Raw genomic sequence first — 24427 nt, forward strand, 5'->3', positions numbered from 1 at the left:
TTTGCAATAGATACGAAAAAGCCGGCATCGCCGGCTTATTCATTGTTTCAGGTTCAGTCCAGGGTCGAACCGCTGACCGGCACGCCGCGCTCGGGGAAGAACAAGCGTTGCAACTCGCTGCCCGGGCTCTCGGCGCGCATGAATGCCTCGCCCACCAGGAACGAATAGACATCACTGATTTCCATCAGCTCGACATCGGCACGGTTGAGAATGCCGCTCTCGGTAATCACCAGGCGATCGCGAGGAATCCGCGGCAGCAGGTCGAGAGTGGTTTCCAGGTCGACTTCGAAGGTATGCAGATTGCGGTTGTTGATCCCAACCAACGGTGTGTCGAGGGTCTTCAGCGCCCGCTCCAACTCGTCGCCGTCGTGCACTTCCACCAGCACATCCAGACCGACGCCCTTGGCCACCGCCGCCAACTCGGCCATCCGCTGGTCGTCCAGCGCAGCGACAATCAGCAGCACACAGTCGGCACCGAGGGCACGGGCTTCGACGATCTGGTAGGGATCGATCATGAAATCCTTGCGGATCACCGGCAGTTTGCAGGCCGCGCGGGCCTGCTGCAGGTAGGCATCGGCCCCCTGGAAGTAATCGACGTCAGTCAACACCGACAGGCAAGTGGCACCGCCCTTCTCGTAGCTCTTGGCGATCTCTGCCGGCACGAAATTCTCGCGGATCACGCCTTTGCTCGGCGAAGCTTTCTTGATCTCGGCAATCACCGCCGGCTGCTTGAGCTTGACCTGCTCCTGCAGCGCCCTGGCGAAACCCCGCGGCGCATCGGCTGCCCGCGCCAGGCTCTCCAGCTCGGCCAGACTGACGCGAGCGCTGCGCTCGGCAACTTCCTCAACCTTGCGGGCGAGGATTTTTTCCAGAACTGTCGGCACACTCATCCTTCATTCTCCTGCTTGAACACCGCGGTAAAGGCGCCCAGCTCCTCGAGCTTTTCCCGGGCCAAGCCGGTGTGCAAGGCATCGTGCGCCAGGGCCACGCCCTCTCTCAAGCTGCTGGCATGATCCGCGGCATACAGCGCCGCACCGGCATTGAGCACAATCATCTCGGCGGCCTTCTGGCCGTGCTCGGTCTTGCGTCGTCCCAGGGCATCGCGGATCAGCTCAAGGGACGCCGCCGGGCTCTCCACCACCAAGCCAAACAGACTCTGGCTCTTCATGCCCAAGTCCTCGGGCTGTACCCAGTACTCGGTGATCTGGTCATTCTTCAGCTCGGCAACATAGGTCGGCGCCGCCAGGCTGAACTCGTCCAGGCCATCCTGGGAATGCACCACCAGCACATGTTTGCTGCCCAGACGCTGCAAAACCTCGGCCAATGGCCGGCACAAGGCCTGAGTAAATACCCCCACCACCTGATGTTTCACGCCGGCCGGATTCGTAAGCGGGCCAAGCATGTTGAACAGGGTGCGCAGGCCGAGGTCACGGCGCGGGCCGGCGGCATATTTCATAGCGCCGTGATGAGACTGGGCAAACATGAAGCCGATGCCGACGTTGTCGATGCAGCGCGCGACCTGGACTGGCGTCAGGTTCAGGTAGATCCCGGCCGCCTCCAACAGATCGGCGCTGCCGCTCTTGCCGGATACCGCACGGTTACCATGCTTGGCGACGGTGCAGCCGGCAGCGGCAACAACAAAGGAAGACGCTGTAGAAACGTTGAAAATGTTCGCACCGTCACCGCCGGTGCCGACCACATCCACCACACCGTCGAGGGTTTTCAGTTCGACCGTGTCAGCCAGTTCACGCATCACCGATACCGCGCCGACGATCTCGTCGATGCTTTCGCTTTTCATGCGCATGGCCATCATGAAGGCGCCAATCTGCGCATCGGTGCATTGGCCGGTCATGATCTCGCGCATGACATCGCGCATCTCATCGGTGCTCAGGTCCAGATGGCCGACAATACGGCTCAGGGCAGTCTTGATATCCATGAAAAGTCCTTAGCGCGTGCCGCCGCTCTGTTTGAGGAAGTTGGCGAACAGCTCGTGGCCCTGCTCGGTGAGGATAGACTCGGGGTGAAATTGCACCCCTTCGATATTCAGCGTCTTGTGGCGCAGCCCCATGATTTCGTCGACGGAGCCGTCTTCCAACTGGGTCCAAGCCGTGACTTCAAGGCACTCGGGCAGGCTCTCATGCTTGACCACCAGCGAGTGGTAACGGGTCACGGTCAGCGGCATGTTCAAGCCGTTGAACACCCCCAGGTCACGGTGAAACACCGGGCTGGTCTTGCCGTGCATCACTTGCCGGGCTCGCACCACTTGGCCGCCAAATGCCTGGCCGATGGACTGGTGGCCCAGGCACACGCCCAGAATCGGCAGCTTGCCGGCGAAATGCTTGATCGCCTCGATGGAGACACCGGCCTCGGTCGGCGTGCAAGGGCCAGGCGAGACCACGATACGCTCGGGCTTGAGGGCTTCGATTTCAGCCACGGTCAGCTCGTCATTGCGTACCACTTTCACTTCGGCACCCAACTCGCCCAGATACTGGACGACGTTGTAGGTGAAGGAGTCGTAGTTATCGATCATCAGCAACATTATGGAAACTCCTCAAACCTTGGATGCGGGGGTTTGTTCTGCCAGCGCCACGGCACGGAACATTGCGCGACGCTTGTTCAGCGTCTCTTCCCACTCCAGGGTCGGCACTGAGTCGGCGACAATCCCGCCACCGGCCTGTACATGCAGCTCACCGTTCTTGATCACCGCCGTGCGAATGGCAATGGCGGTATCCATGTTGCCGTTCCAGGCGAAGTAACCCACGGCGCCGCCGTAGACCCCACGCTTGACCGGCTCCAGCTCGTCGATGATTTCCATGGCGCGAATCTTCGGCGCCCCGGACAACGTCCCCGCCGGCAGGATCGCCCGCAGAGCGTCCATCGCCGTCAGCCCGGCTTTCAGTTGACCGGTGACGTTGGAGACGATGTGCATCACATTGGAATAACGCTCGATCACCATCTTCTCGGTGAGCTTCACCGAGCCAATTTCGGATACGCGACCGGTGTCGTTGCGCCCCAGATCGATCAGCATCAGGTGCTCGGCGATTTCCTTGGCATCCGACAGCAGGTCCTGTTCCAGGGCCAGATCGGCTTCCTCGGTAGCGCCCCGCGGACGGGTGCCGGCAATCGGCCGCACGGTAATCAGGTTGTCCTCGACCCGCACCAGCACTTCCGGCGAACTGCCCACTACATGAAAGTCGCCGAAGTTGAAGAAGTACATATAGGGAGTCGGGTTGAAGCAGCGCAGCGCCCGGTACAGATCGATGGGCGCAGCATTGAAGTCAATCGACATGCGCTGGGACGGCACCACCTGCATGCAGTCACCGGCCAGGATGTACTCCTTGATGGTGTCCACGGCTCGCTCATAGTCCGCCTGGGTGAAGCTGGAGCGGAATACCGGATCGGCCGCCTGCTGCTTGCTGAAATCCAGCCCGGGACGCGGCGTGATCGGCTGGCGCAGTTGCGCAAGCAACTCCTGCAAGCGCGCTTGCCCGGCCTCGAAGGCGTTGTCCTGGCTGGGGTCGGCCAGCACGATGGCGTGCATCTTGCCCGCCAGGTTGTCGAACACAACCACCGCATCGGAGACCATCAGCAGGATATCCGGCACACCGATCGGGTCAGGATTCGGGCACTGGCCCAGGCGCGGCTCGACATAACGCACGCAGTCATAACCGAAATACCCCACCAGCCCACCGTTGAAGCGCGGCAGGCCGGCGATGGTCGGCACGTTGTAACGGGCTTTGAATTCCTCGACGAAAGCCAGCGGATCAGCCACTTCATGGCTCTCGATCTCGACACCGTCATGGCTCACGCTGACCTGGTGCCCATGCACGCGCAATACGGTGCGGCACGGCAAGCCGATGATCGAATAGCGCCCCCACTTCTCACCGCCCTGCACCGACTCCAGCAAGTAGGAGTTGGGCTGATCGGCCAGTTTCAGGTAGATCGACAGCGGCGTGTCGAAGTCGGCAAGGGTTTCGCAGGCCAGCGGGATACGGTTGTAACCGGCTGCGGCCAAACGCAGGAATTCTTCGCGAATCATGGGGTGCCTCGTGGCTTGAGGGTCTAACAGTCAGGTATGCAAACGTGCCGGCAGGGCCGGCCAGACAAAAATCAGGCGCGCCAACGCCAACGGGCCAAGGCCTTGATGACTTTCATCCAGAGTTTGCGAGTGACCACCACGATGGAATTTCCAGAAGGGGATGGAACAGCGTCGGGCAACGTTATCTCAGCGGCTGGTTCTAAGCAACCGGGGATCAGCGCCCGCAAGTTGTCGATCACCAGCGCCGGCGACTCCTCGGCAATCGGCCGGCCGTGGTTATAGCCGTAGCTCAGCGCCACGCACTTGACCCCCGCCGCCTTGGCCGCCAGCACATCGCTGCGCGAGTCGCCGACGAACAGCGACTGCGACGCCGGTACGCTGGCCATCTTCATCACGAAGAACAGTGCCGCCGGGTCAGGTTTCTTTTGCGGCAGGGTGTCGCCGCCGATGATCCAGCGGAAATACCGGCCGATCTTCATCTGATCCAGCAATGGCGCGACGAAACGCTCGGGCTTGTTGGTGATCAGGGCCATTTCCACGCCCTGCTTGTGCAGCCACTTGAGGGTTTCGCGCACACCGGGATAGACCACAGTCAGCTCGTGGCTGTCCTCGTACGCGGTGTTGAACAACTCAAGAGCGTGCTCCGCCTCGACATCGTCGACGCCCTGGGCATCCAGGCTGTTGGCCAGGGCCCGGCGCACCAGCGTCGGCGCACCGTTGCCGACCCACTCGCGCACCGCCTCGATACCCGCGGGCTTGCGCCCCAGCTTGAGCAGCATTTGATCCACGGCGGCCGCGAGGTCCGGCACCGAATCGACCAGGGTGCCATCCAGGTCGAACATCACCAGTCGCGGCAAACGCCCCGAGAACAGCTGCTCAAATGCGCTCATGGCCGAGCCAGCGCCAGTTCGGCGCGCATTTTCTCAATGACTTCCTGATAGTTCGGCGCGTTGAAGATGGCCGAACCAGCAACAAAGGTGTCGGCGCCTGCGGCGGCGATTTCACGGATGTTGCCGACGTTCACCCCACCGTCGATCTCCAGGCGGATATCGCGACCGGAAGCGTCGATCAAGGCCCGTGCCTCACGCAGCTTGTCGAGGGTCCCAGGAATGAACTTCTGCCCGCCAAAGCCCGGGTTGACGCTCATCAGCAGGACCATGTCGACCTTGTCCATCACATACTTGAGCACGTCCAGCGGGGTCGCCGGGTTGAACACCAGGCCGGCCTTGCAGCCGCCCTCGCGGATCATTTGCAGGGAACGGTCCACATGCAGCGTGGCTTCGGGGTGAAAGGTGATGTAGGTCGCGCCTGCCTCGATGAAGTCACCGATGATGCGATCCACCGGGGTCACCATCAGGTGCGCATCGATCGACGCGGTGATCCCATACTTGCGCAGTGCAGAACAGACCATCGGGCCGATGGTCAGGTTCGGCACATAGTGGTTGTCCATGACATCGAAGTGGACGATGTCGGCACCTGCGGCCAGGACATTGTCCACTTCCTCACCCAGACGGGCGAAGTCGGCAGAGAGAATCGACGGAGCAATAGCGAAGGGCTGCATGACGCACCTTTTTTGAGCAGAATCACGATGGCGCGCATTGTATACCTCATGCTTTGGAGCGCACACCGTAACCGCGTTCTTCAGTAAGCCGCGCGATAGATCTTCTCGATATCGGCAGGACTCAGTTTGCGCGGATTGTTGCGCATCAGGCGCTCGATACCCGCGGCCTCCAACGCCATGGCGGGGATGGCCTCCTCCGGCACGCCAAAGCTGCGCAAGCCGCTGGGGATTTCCACCGCAGCGCACAACGCAGTCATTGCCTCCACGGCCCGATCAGCGGCCTCGCTGGCACTCAAATGCGCCGTCTGGACCCCCATGGCTTCGGCGATATCCTGCATACGCTCAACGCAGGCCATCTTGTTCCAGGTCATGACATAGGGCAGCAGCAAGGCATTACCGACGCCATGGGACACATGAAAACGTCCACCCAGCGGATAGGCCAGGGCATGCACCGCCCCGACCCCGGCATTACCGAAGGCCATGCCGGCCATCAGGCTGGCGGTGGCCATGTCCTCCCTGGCTTGCAGGTTGGCCGGATTGGCATAAGCCTTGGGCAACGCCTTGACGATCAGTTTGATCGCACCAATGGCCAGGGAGTCGGTGATGGATGAGGCGTTGAGGGACAGGTAGGACTCGACAGCGTGAACCAGGGCATCGACACCACTGGCGGCCGTGACGCTGCGGGGACAGGTCAAGGTCATCTGTGGACTGACCAGGGCCACGTCCGGCAGCAGGTAATCACTGACAATGCCTTTCTTCAACAGCGCGACCTTGTCCGACAGGATGGCCACGTTGGTCACTTCCGAGCCAGTGCCGGCCGTAGTGGGAATGGCGATCAACGGTGGTCCCTTGCGCGGCACCTGATCAACGCCGAACAGATCCTCCAGGGCGCCATGGTAGCCCGCATAAGCCGCGACACTCTTGGCGATATCGATGGCGCTGCCGCCCCCAAGGCCGATCAGGCCGTCATGCCCGCCCTCGCGGTAGACCTGCATGCAGTCTTCGACAATGGCGATCTCCGGGTCGGGCTGCACCCGGTCGAAAATCTCATAACTGCGCTCACCCAGGTGTGCCAGCGCCAGTTCCACCGTGCCCGACTTGAGCAACGCGACATCGGTGACAATCAGCGGGTTATCCACATCCAGTCGGGTCAGCTCGGCGGCCAGCTGTTCGATGGCGGTGCTGCCGGTGAGCAGTTTATGGGCGATCTTGAAAGAGGAAATACTCATGTGCGCAGCCTCTTATATAAAGGTAGGAGCCGGCACAAGCGTAGTCGCGGATTGTCGATTGTCGCCTATTCAGCAGACGAATTCCCTTCTCTCCCTGACCGGTGCCGCGCCTGGCAACACCCGTCAGGAAGGCGAAGGACCTCACACCTGAGCGGTGCGCAACTTCTCACTGCGCCCACGCAGCCATTCCAGAGTCAGCAGCAGGATCACCGAGAAGGCGATCAGCAGCGTGGCGGCGGCGGCGATGGTCGGGCTGAGGTTTTCGCGGATACCGCTGAACATCTGCCGTGGCAACGTCGCTTGCTCGGGGCCGGCCAGGAATAGGGTCACCACCACTTCGTCGAACGAGGTGGCGAAGGCGAACAGCGCACCACTGATGACCCCAGGCGCGATCAGGGGCAAGGTCACCCGGCGAAAGGTGGTCAATGGCGAGGCGCCGAGGCTGGCTGCAGCCCGCACCAGGTTGTGGTTGAAGCCTTGCAGGGTCGCCGACACGGTGATGATCACGAAGGGCACCCCCAGCACCGCATGCACGACGATCAGCGAGAAGAAACTGTTGCCCATGCCCAGCGGGGCAAAGAACAGATAGCTGGCAACGCCGATGATCACCACCGGCACCACCATCGGCGAAATCACCAGGGCCATCACCAGCGCCTTGCCGGGGAAGTCGCCACGGGTCAGGCCGATCGCCGCCAGGGTGCCGAAGACCATCGCCAGCAAGGTGGCGGCCGGGGCGACAATGATGCTGTTCTTCAGGGCTCGCATCCATTCGGCGGAAGCGAAGAAGTCCTGGTACCAGTGCAGCGAGAAGCCCTGCAGCGGATACACCAGAAAGCTCCCGGAGTTGAACGACAGCGGGATGATCACCAGCACCGGCAATACCAGGAACAACAGGATCAAGCCGCAGAGAATCCGCAAGCTGTAGAACCAGACCCGTTCAACGGGCGACATGTAGGGGCTCAGCATTTCGATTCTCTCCTTAGCTCAGGCGTAGGCGACTGGCGCCCACCAGCCAGCTGTAAATCAGATAGAGCACGATGGTCGCCAGCAACAACAGGCCGCCCAGGGCCGTAGCCATGCCCCAGTTGATACTGGTGTTGGTGTAGAAGGCGACGAAGTAGCTGACCATCTGGTCGTTCGGGCTGCCCAGCAGCGCCGGAGTGATGTAGTAGCCGATGGCCAGGATGAACACCAGCAGACAGCCGGCGCCGACCCCGGCGTAGGTCTGCGGCAAATACACCCGCCAGAAGCTGGCGAATGGATGGCAGCCCAGGGAAATCGCTGCACGCATGTAAGTGGGCGAGATGCCCTTCATCACGCTGTAGATCGGCAGGATCATGAACGGCAGCAGGATATGCACCATGGAGATGTAGACCCCGGTGCGGTTGAACACCAACTCCAGCGGCTTATCGATCACCCCCATGGCCAGCAGCGCACTGTTGATCAAGCCGCCGGACTGCAGCAGCACGATCCACGCCGCTACCCGCACCAGGATCGACGTCCAGAACGGCAGCAGCACCAGGATCATCAGCAGATTGCTTTTGCGCGCCGGCAGGTTGGCCAGCAGGTAAGCCAGGGGATAGGCCAGCGCCAGGCAGATCGCGGTGATCACCAGGCCCATCCAGAAGGTCCGGGCAAAGATGTCCAGATAGATGGACTGATCCGGGGTGGCCGGGGCCAGTTCTCCCAGGTCATCGATGCGATGGTCCACCGCCGCCAGCAGATAATAGGGCGTCAGGCTGCTGGTGTTGCGCCGGATCGCCTGCCAGTAGGCCGGGTCACCCCAGCGCTCGTCCAGACTCTCCATGGATTCTTTATAGGATTCGGGCTCGGCCTTGAACGGCAAGGCACGAGCGGTCTTGGTCAACAGGCTGCGATAGCCGGCCAACTCCATGTTCAGGCGCTTGGACAGATCGCCCAAGGTTTGATTCTTGCGGGCTTCGAACAGGTCTTCGCTCAAGGCCTTGTAGGCCGCTTCGGCGGGCAGGCCACGACCATCCCAGGCACTCACGGCCGCGACAGTGCGCGGCATGCCCCCGACCACTTCCGGGTTGCCGACGCTCTTGTACAGCAGCGCCACAATCGGTACCAGGAACACCAGCAGCAGAAACAGCACCAGAGGCGCGATCAAGGCCTGTGCCTTCCAGCGGTTGACCCGCTCGGCACGGGCCAGCCGCTGCTTCAAGGTCGGGCCGGTGACCGCGTTCAAGGGAACGGTGATGGTCATGACAAACTCCGCGAATCGAACTTTCGAATACAAACCACCGGGGTAGGAGCGGGCTTGCCCGCGAACAAGGCGCATCAGGCGACACCGGTGGTGGTGCCGATCACGCCTTCGCGAGCAAGCTCGCTCCTACAACAGCGGGGTGGTTACTTGGCTGCCCAGGCGTTGAAGCGCTGCTCCAGTTGCTCACCGTTGTCAGCCCAGAAGCTGACGTCGATCTGCACCTGGTTGGCGATGTTTTCCGGGGTAGTGGGCATGTCCTTGAGAATGTCCTTGGCCAGCAGCGGCACGGCCTGGATGTTGGCTGGGCCGTAAGCAATGTTTTCCGAATAGGTTTTCTGCTGCTGCGGCTGTACCGAGTAGGCGATGAACTTCTTCGCGGCTTCAGCGCGATCCTTGTCCAGGCCTTTGGGAATGGCCCAGGCATCGAAGTCGTAGATGCCGCCGTTCCACACCACTTTCAGGTTGCTTTCCTTCTGCACCGCGGCGATCCGGCCGTTGTAGGCCGAACTCATGACCACGTCGCCGGAAGCCAGGTACTGCGGCGGCTGGGCGCCGGCTTCCCACCACTGAATGTAGGGCTTGAGCTCATCGAGTTTCTTGAAGGCGCGATCCTGGCCGTCCTTGCCAGCCAGGACTTTATAGACATCCTTGGGCGCGACGCCGTCGGCCATCAGGGCAAACTCCAGGGTGTATTTGGCGCCCTTGCGCAGACCGCGCTTGCCCGGGAACTGCTTGGTGTCCCAGAAATCGGCCCAGCTGCCTGGTGGTGCTTTGAGTTTGTCAGCGTTGTAGGCCAGCACCGTGGACCAGACGAAGAAGCCCACGCCGCAAGGCTGGATGGCACCCTTGACGTAGTCTTCGCTCTTGCCGAACAGGGCCGGGTCCAGTTGCTCGAACATATCCTCGTCGCAACCGCGGGACAATTCAGGGGACTCGACCTCTACCAGGTCCCAGGACACGCTCTTGGTGTCGACCATGGCCTTGATCTTGGCCATCTCGCCGTTGTACTCGCCAGCGACGATCTTGCCATGGCCTGCGGCTTCCCAAGGCGCGTAGAAGGCTTTGACCTGAGCCGCCTTGTTCGCTCCACCAAAGGACACTACGGTCAGGTCGGGACCCGCCGCCATGGCGTGTGCCGCACCCAGCATGCCCAGTGCCACAGCGATAGCGCTGAGGGGGGCGGTGAATTTCAGGGATCTCAACATTTATTGTGTTCTCCACGTGCAGGTTGGTGTTGCAGGGGGGCGATCAATTCGCCTCTAGAAGCGGGTCAAGCGCGCGAACGTGCTCGACTTGCCAGCCAAGCGGCACCACGTCGCCCACCGCCAGCGCAGGATCGAGCTCGGCAATCGGTTGTTTCACGAAGAAGTCGCTCTTGCCGCAGACTTCCAGGCGCACCCGGACGTGGTCGCCCAGATAGATGAATTCCGCCACCCTCCCGGAGAAGCGGTTGACGCAGCGTTCGCTGGAGCCGTTAAGACTCACGCGCTCCGGACGGATGGAAAGGGTCACCGGGCCGCCGACCTGGCCGACGTTCACCGCCAGCGCCTCGACTTTTTCGCCACGCCCCAGCTCCACCACGCAACGCTCGCCGGTATGGCTGTGGAGCCGACCGTTGAGACGGTTGTTCTCGCCAATGAAGTTGGCGACGAAGGTGTTCTTGGGCTCTTCGTAAAGGGTGCGCGGCGGGGCAATCTGCTGGATTTCGCCCTGATGGAACACCGCCACCCGATCGGACATGGTCAGGGCCTCGCCCTGGTCGTGAGTCACGTAGACCACGGTCACACCCAGGCGCTGGTGCAGATGCTTGATTTCCATCTGCATGTGTTCACGCAGTTGCTTGTCCAGAGCCCCGAGGGGTTCGTCCATCAGCACCAACTGCGGCTCGAACACCAGGGCACGGGCCAGGGCCACACGCTGCTGCTGGCCACCGGACAATTGCGCCGGATAACGCTGGGCGAAGGCATCGAGCTGAACCATGCTCAGCACCCGTTTAACCCGTTCACTGATGTCGGTCTTGCTGAGGCCGCGCACCGACAGCGGAAAGCCCAGGTTCTCGGCCACGGTCATGTGCGGAAACAGGGCGTAGTTCTGGAACACCATGCCGATGTCGCGCTTGTGCGGCGGTACATTGTTGATGGAGCGCCCGGCCAGCTGGATCTCACCGGCGGTTGGGGTCTCGAAACCGGCCAGCATCATCAGGCTGGTGGTCTTGCCGGACCCGGACGGCCCCAGCAGGGTGAGGAACTCGCCTTTGCGAATATCCAGGTTGAGGTCTTTGACGATCAGGTTTTCACCGTCGTAGCTTTTCTGCACACCACGAAAGCTGACCAGAACATCGTTGGCCCCAGCGCTTGAATCAACCTCGCTCATACCCACACCTTTTGTTTTAGACGGCTGTGGAACAAGCCTAGTGGAGGCCACAGGCCGCGCAAATCGGGGCGCAGGAGAGATTCGCCTCAGCCGCCTGGAAGGTTGCGTGTAGGGATTGCCCTACAAGGATGGCGGGATTGGATAAGGGCAGAGACCAGCGGCAAGCTACAAGCAGCAAGAAACGGCAGAAGGCCGAAAGCGGGGATGTCGCAAATGGATAAGTGCCCTCCCCGGGAGGTGGAGAGAGCACTGCAGATGACGTCAGAGCAGCTTGTGCTCCATGGCGTATTTCACCAGTTCCGCCAGGGAGGTGATATTGAGCTTCTGCATCAGCCGCGCCTTGTGGGTGCTGATGGTCTTGCTGCTCAGGGCCAGTTGCTGAGCAATGTCATTGACGTTGGCACCCTGGGCCAGGCGTTCGAAGACCGAGAACTCGCGCTCGGAAAGCAGCGAATGCAAGGGCCGGGCATCGGTCAGGCCGACCTCGAAGACCATACGGTCCGCCAGGTCCGGGTCGATGTAACGCCCACCGGACGCCACCTTGCGGATGGCCGTCAGCAACAGCGACGGATCGCTGTCCTTGGTGGCGTAGCCGGCAGCGCCGATCTTCAGCGCACGCGCCGCCATCTGCGCCTCGTCATGCATCGACAGCACCAGGATCGCCGGGGGATTGTTCAGGGCCCGAATCCGTGGAATGGCTTCCAGGCCGTTTACCCCGGGCATGGAGATATCCAGCAGCACCACTTCACAGGGCACCTGGCGCAGGGTTTCCAACAGCTGTTCACCGTTGCTCGCCTCGCCCACCACCAGCAGGTCCTTGGCCAGGCCGATCAGCTGCTTGATGCCTTCGCGGACAATGGTGTGGTCTTCGGCTACCAGTACACGGATCACGCGCGTCTCCTCGTTATTGTTCTCGGTCCAGGGGCACCCGGACACTCAGGAGGGTGCCCTCTCCCTGTTCACTGTGCAGCGACAAGCTGCCGCCCATGATCAGCACCCGCTCGCGCATGCCCACCAGGCCAAAGGACGTCGGGCGTGCCGAGGCGGTGTCGAAACCAAGGCCGTCATCGCTGATGGTCATGCACAACTCGCCCTCTTCCAGGGCCAGGGTCAGTTCCACAGTATGCGCCTGGGCATGGCGCATGACATTGGTCAGGGCCTCCTGGAGGATACGAAACAGGCCGACGGCCTTGGCGTCACTCAGGCGCGGCAGGTTATCCGGCACTTGAACCAGGCAAGGAATCTGTGTGCGTGCTTCGAACCGCCGGGCCTGCCATTCGATGGCCGACGCGATGCCCGCATCGAGGATCGGCGGCCGCAGGGCCGTGGCCACGTCGCGCACCAGTTGGAACAGTTGGGCAATCAGGCGCTTCATGCTGTTGAGTCGTTCGTGCAGCCCCGGGTCGAGTTGGGCATAGGCCAGTTCGCACATGGAGGTTTCCAGCTTGAGCACGGTGAGCATCTGTCCCAGCTCGTCATGGACTTCCCGGGCAATGCGGGCCTTTTCTTCTTCGCGCACGCTTTCCAGGTGTGCCGACAATTCCCGCAATTGCTCACGGGAGCTGGCCAGCTCCAGCTCGATGCGCTTGCTTTCGCTGATGTCCCAGACAATGCCGTCCCAGACAAAAGCGCCGTCATCCAGGCGGCGGGTGATGGCCTTGATCTCGGCCCAGCGCTGCTGGCCCTGGCGGGTCAGGATGCGACCTTGCCAGGACCAGTCGCTATCGGTGTCCAGGGCCTGATCCTGGGTCTGGTGATAACTGGCCTTGTCGTCCGGGTGCACCAGGCTGCGCAGGCCGGTGTCCCGGTGGGCCAGCGTCGCCGGCGAGTAGCCCACCAGGGTTTCGCTGCCTTCACTGATATAGGCGAAATCGATCTGCCCGGTGACCGGCGCTCGCTCCAGGCGGAACACCAGGCCCGGGACGTTGGCGGCGATACCCTGCAGGCGCGCCTCGCTTTCCCGCAGCGCCGCCAGCGCACGACGGCGCTCGGTGACGTCATTGAGGTAGACCACCAGGTATTCACTGTCGCGAAAACGCAGGAAGCTCAAGGACACGTCCGCCGGCAGGATGCTGCCGTCAGCACGCACGCACTGGGTCTCGAAACTCTGCGCGCCCTCCTCACTGGCCCGGGCACGCTTCCACAGGTTGAGCCAGCGATCCATGTGCAGGTTGGGTTCGAAATCGATCAGCGGGCGGTCGATCACTCCGCCCGCCGGATAACCGAGCATCTCTTCAGCGGCCCGATTGGCATAACGCACATGACTGTCCCAGTTGACCCAGAGAATGCCCACAGTGCTTTGATCAATGGAGAACTGGGTCAGGCGCAGGGCTTCTTCGCTGGCGGCGCGCAGGGCGATATCCTCACGTGCCGCCAGCAACCTCTGCTCCAGACTGCGTTGCTGACGACGCTGCCAGAAGACAGTCGCCAAGCTGGCCAGCAACAGGATCATCAACAGTAGGCTGAGGTTCTGCCAGACGCCGGGGGATTCTCCCAGGCGCGGGTACTTGGGCTGCAGCCAACGACTGTGCAATTGCTCCAGCTCCTTGGCCGGGATCGCGTGCAAGCCGGCCTCTACGATACTGGCCAGCTCCGGCCAGTCGCGACGGGTCGCTACCCGTAACAGCTGCGGCAGGCCGATATCCCCCACCACCGCCAACCCGGAAAACTCTGCCTCCGCTGACAGGCGACTGAGCTGGGCTTCATCCACAACCGCATAACGGGCTTGCTGGCTCAGCAGCAGTTGCAGGGCCTGGCGCTCCAGGGGAACCCCTTGCAGATTCAGGTTGGGGTAGGTCAGGCGCAGGTAGTCGGCCACCGCGCTGGGCATGCGCACCGCGACTCGGGCCTGGCTGTCCAGCTTCTCCAGTTCCACGGCCCCCGCGCCCTTGCGCTCACCCACCACCAGCTGTGGCACACGCATATAAGGGTCGCTGAACAGCCACAGCCTCAGGCCCGCGGGCGTCTGGGTCAGGCCGGGGGCCATGTCCACTTCGCCGTCGCGCAGGGCTCTTTCCAGCTGTGCCTGATCGGGAAAGTTGCGCCAGCTGAGTTCAATCTTCAGCGCCTGGGCCAAGGTCTGCATCAGTTCGACGTTAGCCCCGGACAGGCGCTGCAGACGCCGGTCGTATTGGGCGAACGGTGCCTGCAGTACCAGCCCCACCCGCAACTCCGGGTGTTGTTCAAGCCATTGACGCTGCTCGTGGCTCAAGGGTGCTGTGGGCACATGGGGCGTCGGTGCCGCCCCGCCTATCAAGGGAAGGCACAGACAGCCGATAAGCAGAAGGCAGCGAAAACGCATCATCTGAAGTCTCACACCCTGACAAATACTGACCAACCCATTAGGCTGCCGGAATTACTTCTGGCCTGGAATATCCGATGCCCCTTGTCCACCGCTCGGCACTGCCTGCATTGTGCCTGTCGCTGATCCTGCCTTGGACCTTTTCTGTGGAAGCCGCCGACCCGGCCCCGGAAACCAAGAGCCCCGAGGAACAACCGGCGCAACGCCAAACCCTGCCTGAACGCAGCCAGGAAGAGGCCAGCGCCCTGGAGCGTCAGTTGCCTGCCCAGGAGCAACAGCAGTTGCAAGCCGGTGGCGACACCTTCCTGGCCCTGTGGAAACCGGCCAACACCAGCGAACCCAAGGGCGTGGTGATTATCCTCCCGGGAGCCGGCGAAAGCGCCGACTGGCCCCAAGCCGTGGCCCCACTGCGCAATAAACTGCCGGACACTGACTGGGGCAGCCTGAGCCTGACCCTGCCGGACATGCTCAGCGAAGCGGCACAACCGCGGATCGTCGAGGCCGCGCCGCCGCCAGCGGATACCAGCAACACCGCCAAGGACGCCAGCGCCGAGGCCAAGCCCATCGAACAAGCCGCCGGTGGCGAAGCCGACGTGGCGGACCGCGCCGTCGCAGAAAGCACCGAAGAACAGGTCAAGGCCGATGCCGAGCGCATCTTCACCCGGATCGATGCAGCCCTGGCCTTCGCCGAACAGCAGAATGCCCGCAGCATCGTGCTCCTGGGCCACGGCACTGGCGCCTACTGGGCCGCACGCTACCTGAGCGAAAAACAGCCCTCCCAGGTACAGAAGCTGGTGATGGTAGCTGCCCAGACACCCGCCAATGGCAAGCCACAACTGGCAGAGTTGACACCGACCCTGAAGCTGGCAACCGCAGACTTCTACTATGTCGACAAAAGCGCTGCGCAGAAAGCGGCACTGGAACGACTGCAAGCCAGCAAGCGCCTGAAGCATTCAAACTTCAGCCAGATCGCCCTCAAAGCCCTGCCCGGCAATCATGCCGCCCAGCAAGAGCAGCTGTTCCGCCGGGTACGTGGCTGGTTGAACCCGCAGAACACCGACAGTTGAAGAGCTCGAGCCGCCACTGCCTGACTGGCAATGGCGGCCCGGCCACGCCTCAGCGGAAATCCCGGCGCTCGCGTATCAGGGCATAGGCGCTGTGCAATTCTCGGGTCGTTTCCGTCGCCTCCCGCACCTGGGCTGCACTGGCGCCGCTACCGGCGATCTTGTCCGGGTGATGACGACTAAGCAGGCGGCGATAGGCGCGCTTGATCTGCGCCGGTTCAGCAGTAGCGGCAACCCCCAACAAGCGCAACGCCTCCTGATAGGTCAGGGCTCCCTCGGCCAACGACCTGCGCGCCGGGCCATACTCCTGCGCCAGCGCCTGGATCTGTTCCGTGGTCCAGCCCAGCCATTTGCCCCAGAGCTGGATCAGTTCACGCTCCGCCGGCCCCACCCGGCCATCGGCCCAAACCATCCGCCAGCAGGCACGCAACACACCCTCCGCGGCATGGGGCTGGGCACTCAGGCGCCGCAGATAACCGCGCAGACGGTCATTGCCCGACTTGCCTCGATTGAAGGCTGCAATGGCACGGCGCTGGGCTGAATCGTTCATGTCCAGCGAACGCATCTCCTGACGCGCCTGCTGGATATGTCCATCCACCACCCGGCCATCACTTTTCGCCAAGCGCCCCAGCAACACGAACAGCAATTCATCGTTGCGCAACGCCGGGCGACCGCCCAGGCGCTCACGCACATGCGCCCAGCTGTGCAGTTGCAGGCGCCGGTCCAGAGCCTGCCCCAACAACGCACCAAGCATGGCCCCCGGAATGCTGGCAATTGCAAAACCCGCTCCGGCTCCGATCAGAGTCCCTGGCCACCACATATCAGCGCCTCGCTTGCAGCAGGGCTTCGACCTGCGCCAGACGCTCGACCGTTCCCACGTCGATCCATTGCCCCTGCATATGCTCGCCGCTGACCTGTCCCCGGGCCATGGCCTCGCGCAACAGCGGTGCCAGTTTGCAGGGGCCCGGGACACAGTGCTGGAACAAATTCGGATGCAGAACCGAAATCCCACTAAAGGTCAGGGCTGCAGCTCCGGGCCGGGCATCGTGCAGCATCCCGTCCTGCAGGCAGAAATCGCCACCACTGGGATGGTGCGCCGGGTTATCCACCATCACCAAGTGAGCCAGTCCAGCCAGGGGCCGACGCAAGGAGGCGAAGTCGTAGTCGGTCCAGATATCGCCATTGACCACCAGAAACGGCTCATCCCCCAACAAGGGCAAGGCTTTGAAAATACCGCCGGCGGTTTCCAGAGGCTCGCTTTCCGCCGAGTACTGAATGTTCAGGCCCCAGCGTTGACCGTCGCCAAGGGCTTCCTCAATCTGCTGACCAAGCCAGGCATGGTTGATGACGATGTCGCAAAAGCCCGCCTTGGCCAGCGCCAGCAGGTGGTATTCGATCAGGGGCCTGCCGGCTACAGGCAACAGCGGCTTGGGGGTGGCCAGGGTCAGGGGGCGCATGCGCTCGCCCTTGCCGGCGGCCAGAATCATTGCCTTCATGCATCGGCTCCCGCTGGCTGGCGCAGGCTGAGCAGCAGTTGCGAAAGCTCGGCCAATTCGGGACGACGGGCCAGCACTGCTTCTATATAGGCAAAGAACCGTGGCACGTCGGCCAGGTAACGAGGCTTGCCGTCGCGGTGGCATATCCGCGAGAAGATACCGATCACCTTGAGGTGACGCTGTACACCCATCAGGTCACTGGCCCGGAGGAACTCCTCGAAGTCTTCCTGGACCGGGATCCCCAGCGCTCGGGCCTGGTGCCAATAGCCCTCCAGCCAGCCACGCACCCGGGGCTGCGGCCAACTGAGGAAGGCATCCTTGAACAGGCAGGTCACGTCGTAGGTCACTGGGCCGTAGACCGCATCCTGAAAGTCCAGCACCCCAGGATTCGGCTCGCTGAGCATCAGGTTGCGTGGCATATAGTCGCGATGCACCAGCACCTTGGGCTGCGCCAGGGCGCTGTCGATCAGCAGGTCACTGACCCGCTGCCACTGTTCGCGCTGCTGCGCGCTGAGCGTGACACCCAGTTCACGTCCGACGTACCACTCAGGAAACAGCTCCAGTTCACGGCGCAGGAGAGCGACATCGTAGCTGGGCAGTGGCGCATCCATCGGTAGCTGTTGAAACGCCAGCAAGGCCTGCAGTGCATCGTCGAAAAGTGCATCGGCATTACTTTCGTCGATCACGTCGAGGTAGGTCTTGTTGCCCAGGTCGTTGAGCAATAAAAAGCCCCGAACCAAGTCTTGGGCATAAATTTTCGGCACATTGATGCCGGAAGTCGCCAGCAACTGGGCGATATCCACGAAGGGTTTGCAGTTTTCCTGGGGGGGCGGAGCATCCATGACCACAAAGCTGCGGCCTGCACCCTGCCAACGGAAATAACGGCGGAAACTCGCGTCGCTGCTGGCCGCGGTCAATGTCGCCGGGGGTACTTCACCCCAGCCTTGTGCTGCATAAACAATCGCCAACTGCTCATCGAGCCAAACTTTCAGGTGTTGCAAGCGTACATCTTGGTCAGGCATTACAAGGGTCTCCGACGGCGCTAGCCGTCAAGCGGGTCATGCTTTATTATCCAGCATCTTTTTCAGACCATCGAGAGGCGTGCGGCCCACACCGCGGGCAGATGGCACGCAGGAAGCCCGGACTAATAAGATGGCATTGAAATCCCCCGCGTTTCGTAAAAAATTTCCGTTGCTGGTTACCGGCGGTTTGCTGGCCCTGCAACCTCTAGCCACTTCCTTCGTGGTCGCCGCGGAACAGTATGACTGCTCAGTCTCTGCTTCGGGTGGCTGGGCCTGTGCGCCGAAAGCCAGTGCAGCCCCACTGCCTCCACGGCCGATTCACGATGCCAGCTCGGTCAGTTACAACGGCGCCACCGCAACCGACAGTGGTACCGCAGAACAAGCGACCGGCGACAAGCCAGTGCTGGTCACCGAGGCCAAAGGCCGGGGTCTGAAGTCCCGCAGCGCGGACTACAGCCACCTCGACTGGGTACCGCGCGAGAAGCTCACCGCCGCTCAATTGGCCGAAACCGGTCCTTACTGCTCTGGTTCCTATATCGAACCAATTCGTCCTGGCATGAATGACAAGACGAATAAAAGTGACGCCCCCACCTTTATCGGTGCCAAGGCCTCGCGTTATCAGCAGGAAGAACAGGTGGCGACCCTGGCCGGTGACGTGGTCATGCGCCAGGGCAGCATGCAAGTCGAAGCCGACGAGGCCAACCTGTATCAGGCCGAGAACCGTGGCGAGCTCAGCGGCAACGTACGCATCCGCGACAACGGCACGCTGATGGTCGGCGACCACGCCGACGTACAACTCGACACTGGCGAAGCCAAGGTCGACAACGCCGAATACGTGATGCACAAGTCGCGGGTTCGCGGCAGTGCGCTGTATGCCAAGCGTGCGGAAAACGCCATCATCCGCCTCAAGGATGGTACGTACACCACGTGCGAACCGAACAGCAACGCCTGGCAGCTCAAGGGCAACAACATCACCTTGAACCCGGCCACCGGCTTCGGTACCGCGACCAACGTGACCTTGCGGGTCAAAGACATTCCGGTGCTCTACACCCCGTATATCTATTTCCCGATCGACGACCGTCGTCAGTCCGGCTTCCTGCCGCCGAGCATCGGCACAGGCGGCGATACCGGCTTCATGCTGGTCACGCCCTACTACTTCAACCTGGCACCGAACTACGATGCCACGTTGTACCCGCGCTACATGTCCAAGCGCGGCCTGTTGATGGAAGGCGAGTTCCGCTACCTGACCAAGAGCAGCGAAGGTCAGTTCGGCGCCGCCTACCTCAACGACGACGACACCGATCGCAAGAAGCAGACCGACTACGAAAAAACCCGCTACATGCTCAACTGGCAGCACAAGGGCGGGCTTGATTCGCGGGTGATGACCGAGGTCGACTACACCAAGATCAGCGATCCGTATTACTTCCAGGACCTGGAAACCGATCAGATCGGCGTGAAAACTAACGATTACGTCAACCAGCAAGGCGTAGTGACCTACCGCGGCGATGACTACACCGCACGCCTCAACGTACAAGCGTTTGAGCTGGCAAGCGTCTCCAACATCACTCCGTACAACAAGCTGCCGCAGATCACCTTCAACGGTGCCCTGCCGTACCATCCGCAAGGTCTGGATTTCACCTATGAAACCGAGCTGGTTCGGTTTGAGCGCGATCTACTGAAGGGCAACTACACAGATAAAGATGGCGGACCGATTGACCCTATCACCGGACTGGTAGGCAATCCGCGCCTGGACACCAACGTAGCGGGCCTGGCCCGCGCCAATGGTGATCGCTTGAACCTCAAGCCCGGTGTCAGCCTGCCGTTGAACTGGAGCTATGGCTATCTGACTCCATCCCTGAAGTATATGTACACCCAGTACAATCTTGATCTGGATGGCCAAGGCAAAGACGACTTGGTCACCAACAGGAATAGAGCTGCTGCCTTGGGTGAGTCGTACAAGAGCTCACAAAACCGTGGCGTACCAATCGCCAGCGTCGACGGCGGCCTGTACTTCGACCGTGACACTCAATGGTTCGGCAAGAACTACCGCCAGACCCTGGAGCCGCGTGCGTTCTACCTCTATGTACCCGAGGAAGACCAGAAGGACATCCCGGTATTCGATACCGGCGAATCCACCTTCAACTACTCGTCGCTGTTTCGTGAAAACCGCTTCTCTGGTTCAGACCGTGTCGGCGACGAGAACAAGCTGTCTCTGGGCGTGACCAGCCGCTGGATCGAAGACAACGGCTTCCAGCGTCAGCGCGTCAGCGTTGGCCAGGCCCTGTACTTCAAGGATCGCACCGTCCAGTTGCCGGGTATCGACTACCGCACTCGCGACGATGCAACGTCCAACGTCTCGCCTTACGCCCTTGAATACGAATACCGTTTCAACCGCGACTGGCGCGCCAACGCAGAGTACAACTGGGACCCGGATAGCCACACCGCACGCTCCGGCAGTGCGATGTTCCACTACCAGCCTGAAGACAACCCGAACAAGGTGGTCAACGCCGGCTATCGCTATCGCAACGACCAGATCCGCTACGACCAGAACAGCGGTACCTGGAAAATGGGCGGCGACTACGGCACTCCAGGCACGCCTGGCTACGTGAAGGACTACTACAAGATCCAGCAGCATGACTTCTCGGTGATCTGGCCGATCGTGCCGCAATGGAACGCCATCAGCCGCTGGCAGTACGACTACAACCGTAACCGCACGCTCGAGGCCTTCGGTGGTTTCGAATACGACAACTGCTGCTGGAAACTGCGCCTGATCAGCCGTTACTGGGTCAAGTATGACGAGTTCAGTCAGAACGCTCCGGAGAACGAGAAAGGCGACCGCGGCATCTTCCTCCAAATTGTTCTGAAGGGTCTCGGTGGCGTCATGGGCACCAAAGTAGAGAGCTTCCTCGACAAAGGCATCCAAGGTTATCGTGAACGTGAAGACCAAGCTTTCTGATTGTCTGCGCCCGCTGATGTTGGGCGCGCTGTTCCTGAGCACTGCGGCCAGCGCCGCAGTGCAGTCCATCGACAAGGTTGTGGCCATCGTCGACAACGACGTGGTCATGCAGAGCCAGTTGGACCAGCGGGTTAACGAAGTTCAGCAAACCATCGCCAAGCGTGGCGGTGGTGTGCCGCCTACCAGTGTCCTGGAACAGCAGGTTCTGGAGCGTCTGATCGTTGAAAACCTGCAACTGCAGATTGGCGAACGTTCCGGCATCCGCATCACCGATGAAGAACTGAACCAGGCCATCGGCACCATTGCCCAGCGCAACAGCATGAGCATCGAGCAGTTCCGTGCCGCTCTGGCCCGCGACGGCCTGTCTTATGAAGACGCTCGTGACCAGGTGCGCCGTGAAATGATCATCAGCCGCGTGCGTCAGCGCCGGGTGGCCGAGCGTATTCAGGTGTCGGAACAGGAAGTGAAGAACTTCCTGGCCTCGGACCTGGGCAAGATGCAGCTCTCCGAAGAACTGCACCTGGCCAATATCCTGATCCCGACCCCGGAAAGCGCCAACTCCGAAGCGATTCAGAGTGCCGCCCGCCAGGCCATGGACGTGTACCAGCAACTCAAGCAAGGTGCGGACTTCGCGCAATTGGCGATTGCCCGCTCCGGCAGCGACAACGCCCTGGAAGGCGGCGACATGGGCTGGCGTAAAGCTGCTCAATTGCCTCCTCCGTTCGACCGTGAACTGAGTGCAATGGCCGTGGGCGATATCACCCAACCAGCGCGCACCCCAGGCGGCTTTATCATTCTCAAGCTGCTGGACAAGCGCGGTGGCGGCAATCAGGTACGTGATGAAGTGCATGTGCGCCACATCCTGATCAAGCCAAGCGAGATTCGCAGCGAAGAAGAGACCAAGCGCCTGGCGCAAAAACTCTACGACCGCATCGAAGCCGGCGAAGACTTTGCCGAACTGGCGAAAAGCTACTCGGAAGACCCGGGTTCGGCGCTCAACGGCGGCGACCTCAACTGGATCGACCCGAACGCCCTGGTGCCTGAGTTCCGCGAAGTGATGGCCAAGACCCCACAAGGTCAACTGTCCAAGCCGTTCAAGAGCCCTTATGGCTGGCACGTACTGGAAGTCCTTGGCCGTCGCGCCACCGACAGCACCAGCCAGGCCCGCGAGCAACAAGCCATGACCGTCCTGCGTAACCGCAAGTACGACGAAGAGCTGCAGACCTGGTTGCGGCAGATCCGTGATGAGGCCTACGTCGAGATCAAACTGCCTGGCGCTGAACAGGCGGCCCAGTGAAACCCAGACGTTTCGCTCTGACACCCGGCGAACCGGCGGGTATAGGTCCTGACCTGTGCCTGCTGCTCGCCTCGCAACCCCAGCCACACCCCCTGATTCTCATCACCAGTCGCGACCTGCTCCTTGAGCGGGCCGCGCAGTTGGGTGTGGCAGTCAATCTGCTGCCGGTGACCCTGGAACAACTGCCGACTGAACCCGCCCCCGCAGACAGCCTGTATGTCTGGGACACGCCCCTGGCCAAGCCGGTGGTCAGCGGCCAGCTGGACCAGGCCAATGCAGCCTTCGTCCTGGAAACCCTGACCCGCGCCGGCCAGGGCTGCCTGGATGGGCACTTCGCCGGCATGATCACTGCTCCTGTGCACAAGGGCGTGATCAACGATTCCGGGATCGTCTTTTCCGGGCATACCGAATTTCTTGCGGACCTGACCCACACCGAACAGGTGGTGATGATGCTGGCCACCCGCGGCCTGCGCGTGGCACTGGTGACCACCCACCTGCCCTTGCGGGAGATTGCCGATGCCATCACCGCAGAACGCCTGGAGCGAGTCACTCGAATCCTGCATGCCGACCTGCAACACAAGTTCGGTATTGCCCAACCACGGATCCTGGTTTGCGGACTCAACCCTCATGCCGGTGAAGGCGGGCATCTGGGCCGCGAAGAAATCGACATCATCGAACCTACCCTAGAGCGTCTGCGCACCGAAGGCATGGACCTGCGCGGCCCACTGCCTGCCGACACTCTGTTTACCCCCAAATATCTGGAGCACTGCGACGCAGTGCTGGCGATGTACCACGACCAAGGCTTGCCCGTGCTGAAATACAAAGGCTTCGGCGCGGCCGTCAATGTGACGCTCGGCCTGCCGATCATCCGCACCTCCGTCGACCACGGCACCGCCCTGGATCTGGCAGGCAGCGGCAAGATCGACACCGGCAGCCTGCAGGTCGCCCTGGAAACCGCCTACCAGATGGCCGAGAACCGTTTATGAGCGAGCAATACCAACACCGGGCGCGCAAGCGCTTCGGCCAGAACTTCCTGCATGACGCCGGCGTTATCGACCGTATCCTGCGGGCCATCCACGCCAAACCCGAAGACCGCATGCTGGAAATCGGCCCGGGCCAAGGCGCCCTGACCGAAGGCCTGCTGAGCAGCGGAGCCCAGTTGGACGTGGTGGAGCTGGACAAGGATCTGATCCCGATCCTCAACCAGCAGTTCGCCGGCAAGAGCAACTTCAACCTGCACCAGGGCGATGCCCTGAAGTTCGACTTCAATACGCTGGGCGCCGCACCAAGCAGCCTGCGGGTGGTCGGCAACCTGCCCTACAACATCTCCACCCCGCTGATCTTCCACCTGCTGCAGAACGCCGGGCTGATCCGCGACATGCACTTCATGCTGCAAAAGGAAGTGGTCGAGCGCTTGGCCGCCGGCCCTGGTGGAGGTGACTGGGGTCGCCTGTCGATCATGGTTCAGTATCACTGCCGAGTGGAACATCTGTTCAACGTAGGCCCCGGCGCATTCAATCCTCCACCGAAGGTTGATTCGGCCATCGTGCGCCTGGTACCTCACGCGGTGCTGCCACATCCAGCCAAGGATCATCGCCTGCTGGAGCGCATCGTCCGCGAAGCCTTCAACCAGCGCCGCAAGACACTGCGCAATACCCTCAAGGCCCTCCTCAGCAGCGCCGAGATCGAAGCCGCCGGTGTCGATGGCAGCCTGCGCCCCGAGCAGCTGGATCTGGCCGCCTTTGTACGCCTAGCCGATCAATTGGCCGACCAGCCCAAGCCTGCCAACGACTGAGAAACGCCCTTGCCCGAGATCGGGTAGGACGCCGGACAGGATGTCTGGTTTACTACCCGATACTTGA

Annotated in this window: 21 protein-coding genes; 5 read left to right on the top strand and 16 right to left on the bottom strand. The window is 61.7% G+C overall.

Translation table 11 applies throughout. The features are described from left to right. Positions 1-53 precede the first annotated feature (53 nt). From trpC to LOY69_RS27315, 13 genes are all read right to left on the bottom strand, one after another. Complete coding sequence (gene trpC, locus LOY69_RS27255) at positions 54-890, bottom strand: indole-3-glycerol phosphate synthase TrpC (RefSeq protein WP_102881029.1); 837 nt, start codon at positions 888-890, stop codon at positions 54-56. After that, positions 887-1936, bottom strand: coding sequence for an anthranilate phosphoribosyltransferase (gene trpD / locus LOY69_RS27260; RefSeq protein WP_102881030.1), 1050 nt, complete (start codon positions 1934-1936; stop codon positions 887-889). The genes trpC and trpD overlap by 4 nt, the downstream gene beginning before the upstream one ends. A 9-nt stretch (positions 1937-1945) precedes the next feature. Continuing rightward, positions 1946-2539: an aminodeoxychorismate/anthranilate synthase component II gene (locus tag LOY69_RS27265; protein ID WP_102881031.1), complete on the bottom strand. Its 594-nt coding sequence runs from the start codon at positions 2537-2539 to the stop codon at positions 1946-1948. A 12-nt stretch (positions 2540-2551) separates the two neighbouring features. Continuing rightward, positions 2552-4039: an anthranilate synthase component I gene (gene trpE, locus LOY69_RS27270; RefSeq protein ID WP_110594496.1), complete on the bottom strand. Its 1488-nt coding sequence runs from the start codon at positions 4037-4039 to the stop codon at positions 2552-2554. Positions 4040-4110: 71 nt separating this feature from the next. After that, positions 4111-4929 (bottom strand): phosphoglycolate phosphatase, encoded by an 819-nt coding sequence (locus LOY69_RS27275; RefSeq protein ID WP_265073847.1) that lies wholly within the window; start codon positions 4927-4929, stop codon positions 4111-4113. Next, positions 4926-5600 carry a ribulose-phosphate 3-epimerase gene (gene rpe / locus LOY69_RS27280; RefSeq protein WP_265073848.1) on the bottom strand — a complete coding sequence of 225 codons (675 nt, stop codon included), beginning with the start codon at positions 5598-5600 and terminating at the stop codon, positions 4926-4928. The genes LOY69_RS27275 and rpe overlap by 4 nt, the downstream gene beginning before the upstream one ends. A gap of 80 nt (positions 5601-5680) precedes the next feature. Then, on the bottom strand, positions 5681-6829 hold the full coding sequence (locus LOY69_RS27285) for an iron-containing alcohol dehydrogenase (RefSeq protein ID WP_123389768.1): 1149 nt from the start codon (positions 6827-6829) through the stop codon (positions 5681-5683). A gap of 141 nt (positions 6830-6970) precedes the next feature. Continuing rightward, positions 6971-7795, bottom strand: a complete 825-nt coding sequence (locus LOY69_RS27290; protein WP_102861909.1) for an ABC transporter permease — start codon at positions 7793-7795, stop codon at positions 6971-6973. 13 nt (positions 7796-7808) lie between these two features. Beyond that, a complete protein-coding gene (locus tag LOY69_RS27295) occupies positions 7809-9056 on the bottom strand; it encodes an ABC transporter permease (protein ID WP_265073849.1) in 1248 nt (415 codons plus the stop codon). Positions 9057-9199: 143 nt separating this feature from the next. Continuing rightward, positions 9200-10261 (bottom strand): ABC transporter substrate-binding protein, encoded by a 1062-nt coding sequence (locus tag LOY69_RS27300; protein ID WP_102881034.1) that lies wholly within the window; start codon positions 10259-10261, stop codon positions 9200-9202. A 43-nt stretch (positions 10262-10304) separates the two neighbouring features. Then, entirely contained in the window at positions 10305-11429 is a 1125-nt protein-coding gene (locus tag LOY69_RS27305) for an ABC transporter ATP-binding protein (protein ID WP_102861912.1), read from the bottom strand. Positions 11430-11690: 261 nt separating this feature from the next. Beyond that, positions 11691-12320: a response regulator transcription factor gene (locus LOY69_RS27310; protein WP_102861913.1), complete on the bottom strand. Its 630-nt coding sequence runs from the start codon at positions 12318-12320 to the stop codon at positions 11691-11693. Between the two features lie 13 nt (positions 12321-12333). After that, positions 12334-14733, bottom strand: a complete 2400-nt coding sequence (locus LOY69_RS27315; RefSeq protein ID WP_102861914.1) for a PAS domain S-box protein — start codon at positions 14731-14733, stop codon at positions 12334-12336. Positions 14734-14807: 74 nt separating this feature from the next. On the opposite strand from LOY69_RS27315, the gene LOY69_RS27320 reads away from it, so the two are divergent. Continuing rightward, complete coding sequence (locus LOY69_RS27320; RefSeq protein ID WP_102881036.1) at positions 14808-15797, top strand: alpha/beta hydrolase family protein; 990 nt, start codon at positions 14808-14810, stop codon at positions 15795-15797. Positions 15798-15846: 49 nt separating this feature from the next. Here the strand turns inward: LOY69_RS27320 and LOY69_RS27325 are convergent, their stop codons facing one another. The 3 genes from LOY69_RS27325 to LOY69_RS27335 are packed head-to-tail and all read right to left on the bottom strand — an operon-like array spanning position 15847 to position 18312. Further along, the gene (locus LOY69_RS27325) at positions 15847-16614 is read right to left on the bottom strand and encodes a TerB family tellurite resistance protein (protein ID WP_102881037.1); all 768 of its coding nucleotides are present in this window, start codon (positions 16612-16614) and stop codon (positions 15847-15849) included. A gap of 1 nt (position 16615) precedes the next feature. After that, positions 16616-17290: an N-acetylmuramate alpha-1-phosphate uridylyltransferase MurU gene (gene murU / locus LOY69_RS27330; RefSeq protein ID WP_102881038.1), complete on the bottom strand. Its 675-nt coding sequence runs from the start codon at positions 17288-17290 to the stop codon at positions 16616-16618. Continuing rightward, on the bottom strand, positions 17287-18312 hold the full coding sequence (locus LOY69_RS27335; RefSeq protein WP_102881039.1) for an aminoglycoside phosphotransferase family protein: 1026 nt from the start codon (positions 18310-18312) through the stop codon (positions 17287-17289). Before LOY69_RS27335 ends, murU begins: the two co-directional genes overlap by 4 nt. A 130-nt stretch (positions 18313-18442) precedes the next feature. On the opposite strand from LOY69_RS27335, the gene LOY69_RS27340 reads away from it, so the two are divergent. Genes LOY69_RS27340 through rsmA form a run of 4 tightly spaced genes read left to right on the top strand, consistent with a single transcriptional unit; the run spans position 18443 to position 24360 of the window. Beyond that, positions 18443-21268: an LPS-assembly protein LptD gene (locus LOY69_RS27340; RefSeq protein WP_265073850.1), complete on the top strand. Its 2826-nt coding sequence runs from the start codon at positions 18443-18445 to the stop codon at positions 21266-21268. Continuing rightward, positions 21249-22565: a peptidylprolyl isomerase SurA gene (gene surA, locus LOY69_RS27345; RefSeq protein WP_146036396.1), complete on the top strand. Its 1317-nt coding sequence runs from the start codon at positions 21249-21251 to the stop codon at positions 22563-22565. Before LOY69_RS27340 ends, surA begins: the two co-directional genes overlap by 20 nt. Continuing rightward, complete coding sequence (pdxA, locus tag LOY69_RS27350) at positions 22562-23551, top strand: 4-hydroxythreonine-4-phosphate dehydrogenase PdxA (protein WP_265073851.1); 990 nt, start codon at positions 22562-22564, stop codon at positions 23549-23551. The genes surA and pdxA overlap by 4 nt, the downstream gene beginning before the upstream one ends. After that, positions 23548-24360 carry a 16S rRNA (adenine(1518)-N(6)/adenine(1519)-N(6))-dimethyltransferase RsmA gene (rsmA, locus tag LOY69_RS27355; RefSeq protein WP_102881042.1) on the top strand — a complete coding sequence of 271 codons (813 nt, stop codon included), beginning with the start codon at positions 23548-23550 and terminating at the stop codon, positions 24358-24360. Before pdxA ends, rsmA begins: the two co-directional genes overlap by 4 nt. Positions 24361-24427 lie beyond the last annotated feature (67 nt).

Source organism: Pseudomonas sp. B21-059 (genome assembly GCF_026016285.1).
GTDB classification, from domain to species: Bacteria; Pseudomonadota; Gammaproteobacteria; order Pseudomonadales; family Pseudomonadaceae; genus Aquipseudomonas; species Aquipseudomonas danubii.

What these genes read in the sequence shown, in the direction of transcription:
- trpC (WP_102881029.1), bottom strand. Translation starts at nt 890, where the DNA reads ATGAGTGTGCCGACAGTTCTGGAAAAAATCCTCGCCCGCAAGGTTGAG.
- trpD (WP_102881030.1), bottom strand. Translation starts at nt 1,936, where the DNA reads ATGGATATCAAGACTGCCCTGAGCCGTATTGTCGGCCATCTGGACCTG.
- LOY69_RS27265 (WP_102881031.1), bottom strand. Translation starts at nt 2,539, where the DNA reads ATGTTGCTGATGATCGATAACTACGACTCCTTCACCTACAACGTCGTC.
- trpE (WP_110594496.1), bottom strand. Translation starts at nt 4,039, where the DNA reads ATGATTCGCGAAGAATTCCTGCGTTTGGCCGCAGCCGGTTACAACCGT.
- LOY69_RS27275 (WP_265073847.1), bottom strand. Translation starts at nt 4,929, where the DNA reads ATGAGCGCATTTGAGCAGCTGTTCTCGGGGCGTTTGCCGCGACTGGTG.
- rpe (WP_265073848.1), bottom strand. Translation starts at nt 5,600, where the DNA reads ATGCAGCCCTTCGCTATTGCTCCGTCGATTCTCTCTGCCGACTTCGCC.
- LOY69_RS27285 (WP_123389768.1), bottom strand. Translation starts at nt 6,829, where the DNA reads ATGAGTATTTCCTCTTTCAAGATCGCCCATAAACTGCTCACCGGCAGC.
- LOY69_RS27290 (WP_102861909.1), bottom strand. Translation starts at nt 7,795, where the DNA reads ATGCTGAGCCCCTACATGTCGCCCGTTGAACGGGTCTGGTTCTACAGC.
- LOY69_RS27295 (WP_265073849.1), bottom strand. Translation starts at nt 9,056, where the DNA reads ATGACCATCACCGTTCCCTTGAACGCGGTCACCGGCCCGACCTTGAAG.
- LOY69_RS27300 (WP_102881034.1), bottom strand. Translation starts at nt 10,261, where the DNA reads ATGTTGAGATCCCTGAAATTCACCGCCCCCCTCAGCGCTATCGCTGTG.
- LOY69_RS27305 (WP_102861912.1), bottom strand. Translation starts at nt 11,429, where the DNA reads ATGAGCGAGGTTGATTCAAGCGCTGGGGCCAACGATGTTCTGGTCAGC.
- LOY69_RS27315 (WP_102861914.1), bottom strand. Translation starts at nt 14,733, where the DNA reads ATGATGCGTTTTCGCTGCCTTCTGCTTATCGGCTGTCTGTGCCTTCCC.
- LOY69_RS27320 (WP_102881036.1), top strand. Translation starts at nt 14,808, where the DNA reads ATGCCCCTTGTCCACCGCTCGGCACTGCCTGCATTGTGCCTGTCGCTG.
- LOY69_RS27325 (WP_102881037.1), bottom strand. Translation starts at nt 16,614, where the DNA reads ATGTGGTGGCCAGGGACTCTGATCGGAGCCGGAGCGGGTTTTGCAATT.
- murU (WP_102881038.1), bottom strand. Translation starts at nt 17,290, where the DNA reads ATGAAGGCAATGATTCTGGCCGCCGGCAAGGGCGAGCGCATGCGCCCC.
- LOY69_RS27335 (WP_102881039.1), bottom strand. Translation starts at nt 18,312, where the DNA reads ATGCCTGACCAAGATGTACGCTTGCAACACCTGAAAGTTTGGCTCGAT.
- LOY69_RS27340 (WP_265073850.1), top strand. Translation starts at nt 18,443, where the DNA reads ATGGCATTGAAATCCCCCGCGTTTCGTAAAAAATTTCCGTTGCTGGTT.
- rsmA (WP_102881042.1), top strand. Translation starts at nt 23,548, where the DNA reads ATGAGCGAGCAATACCAACACCGGGCGCGCAAGCGCTTCGGCCAGAAC.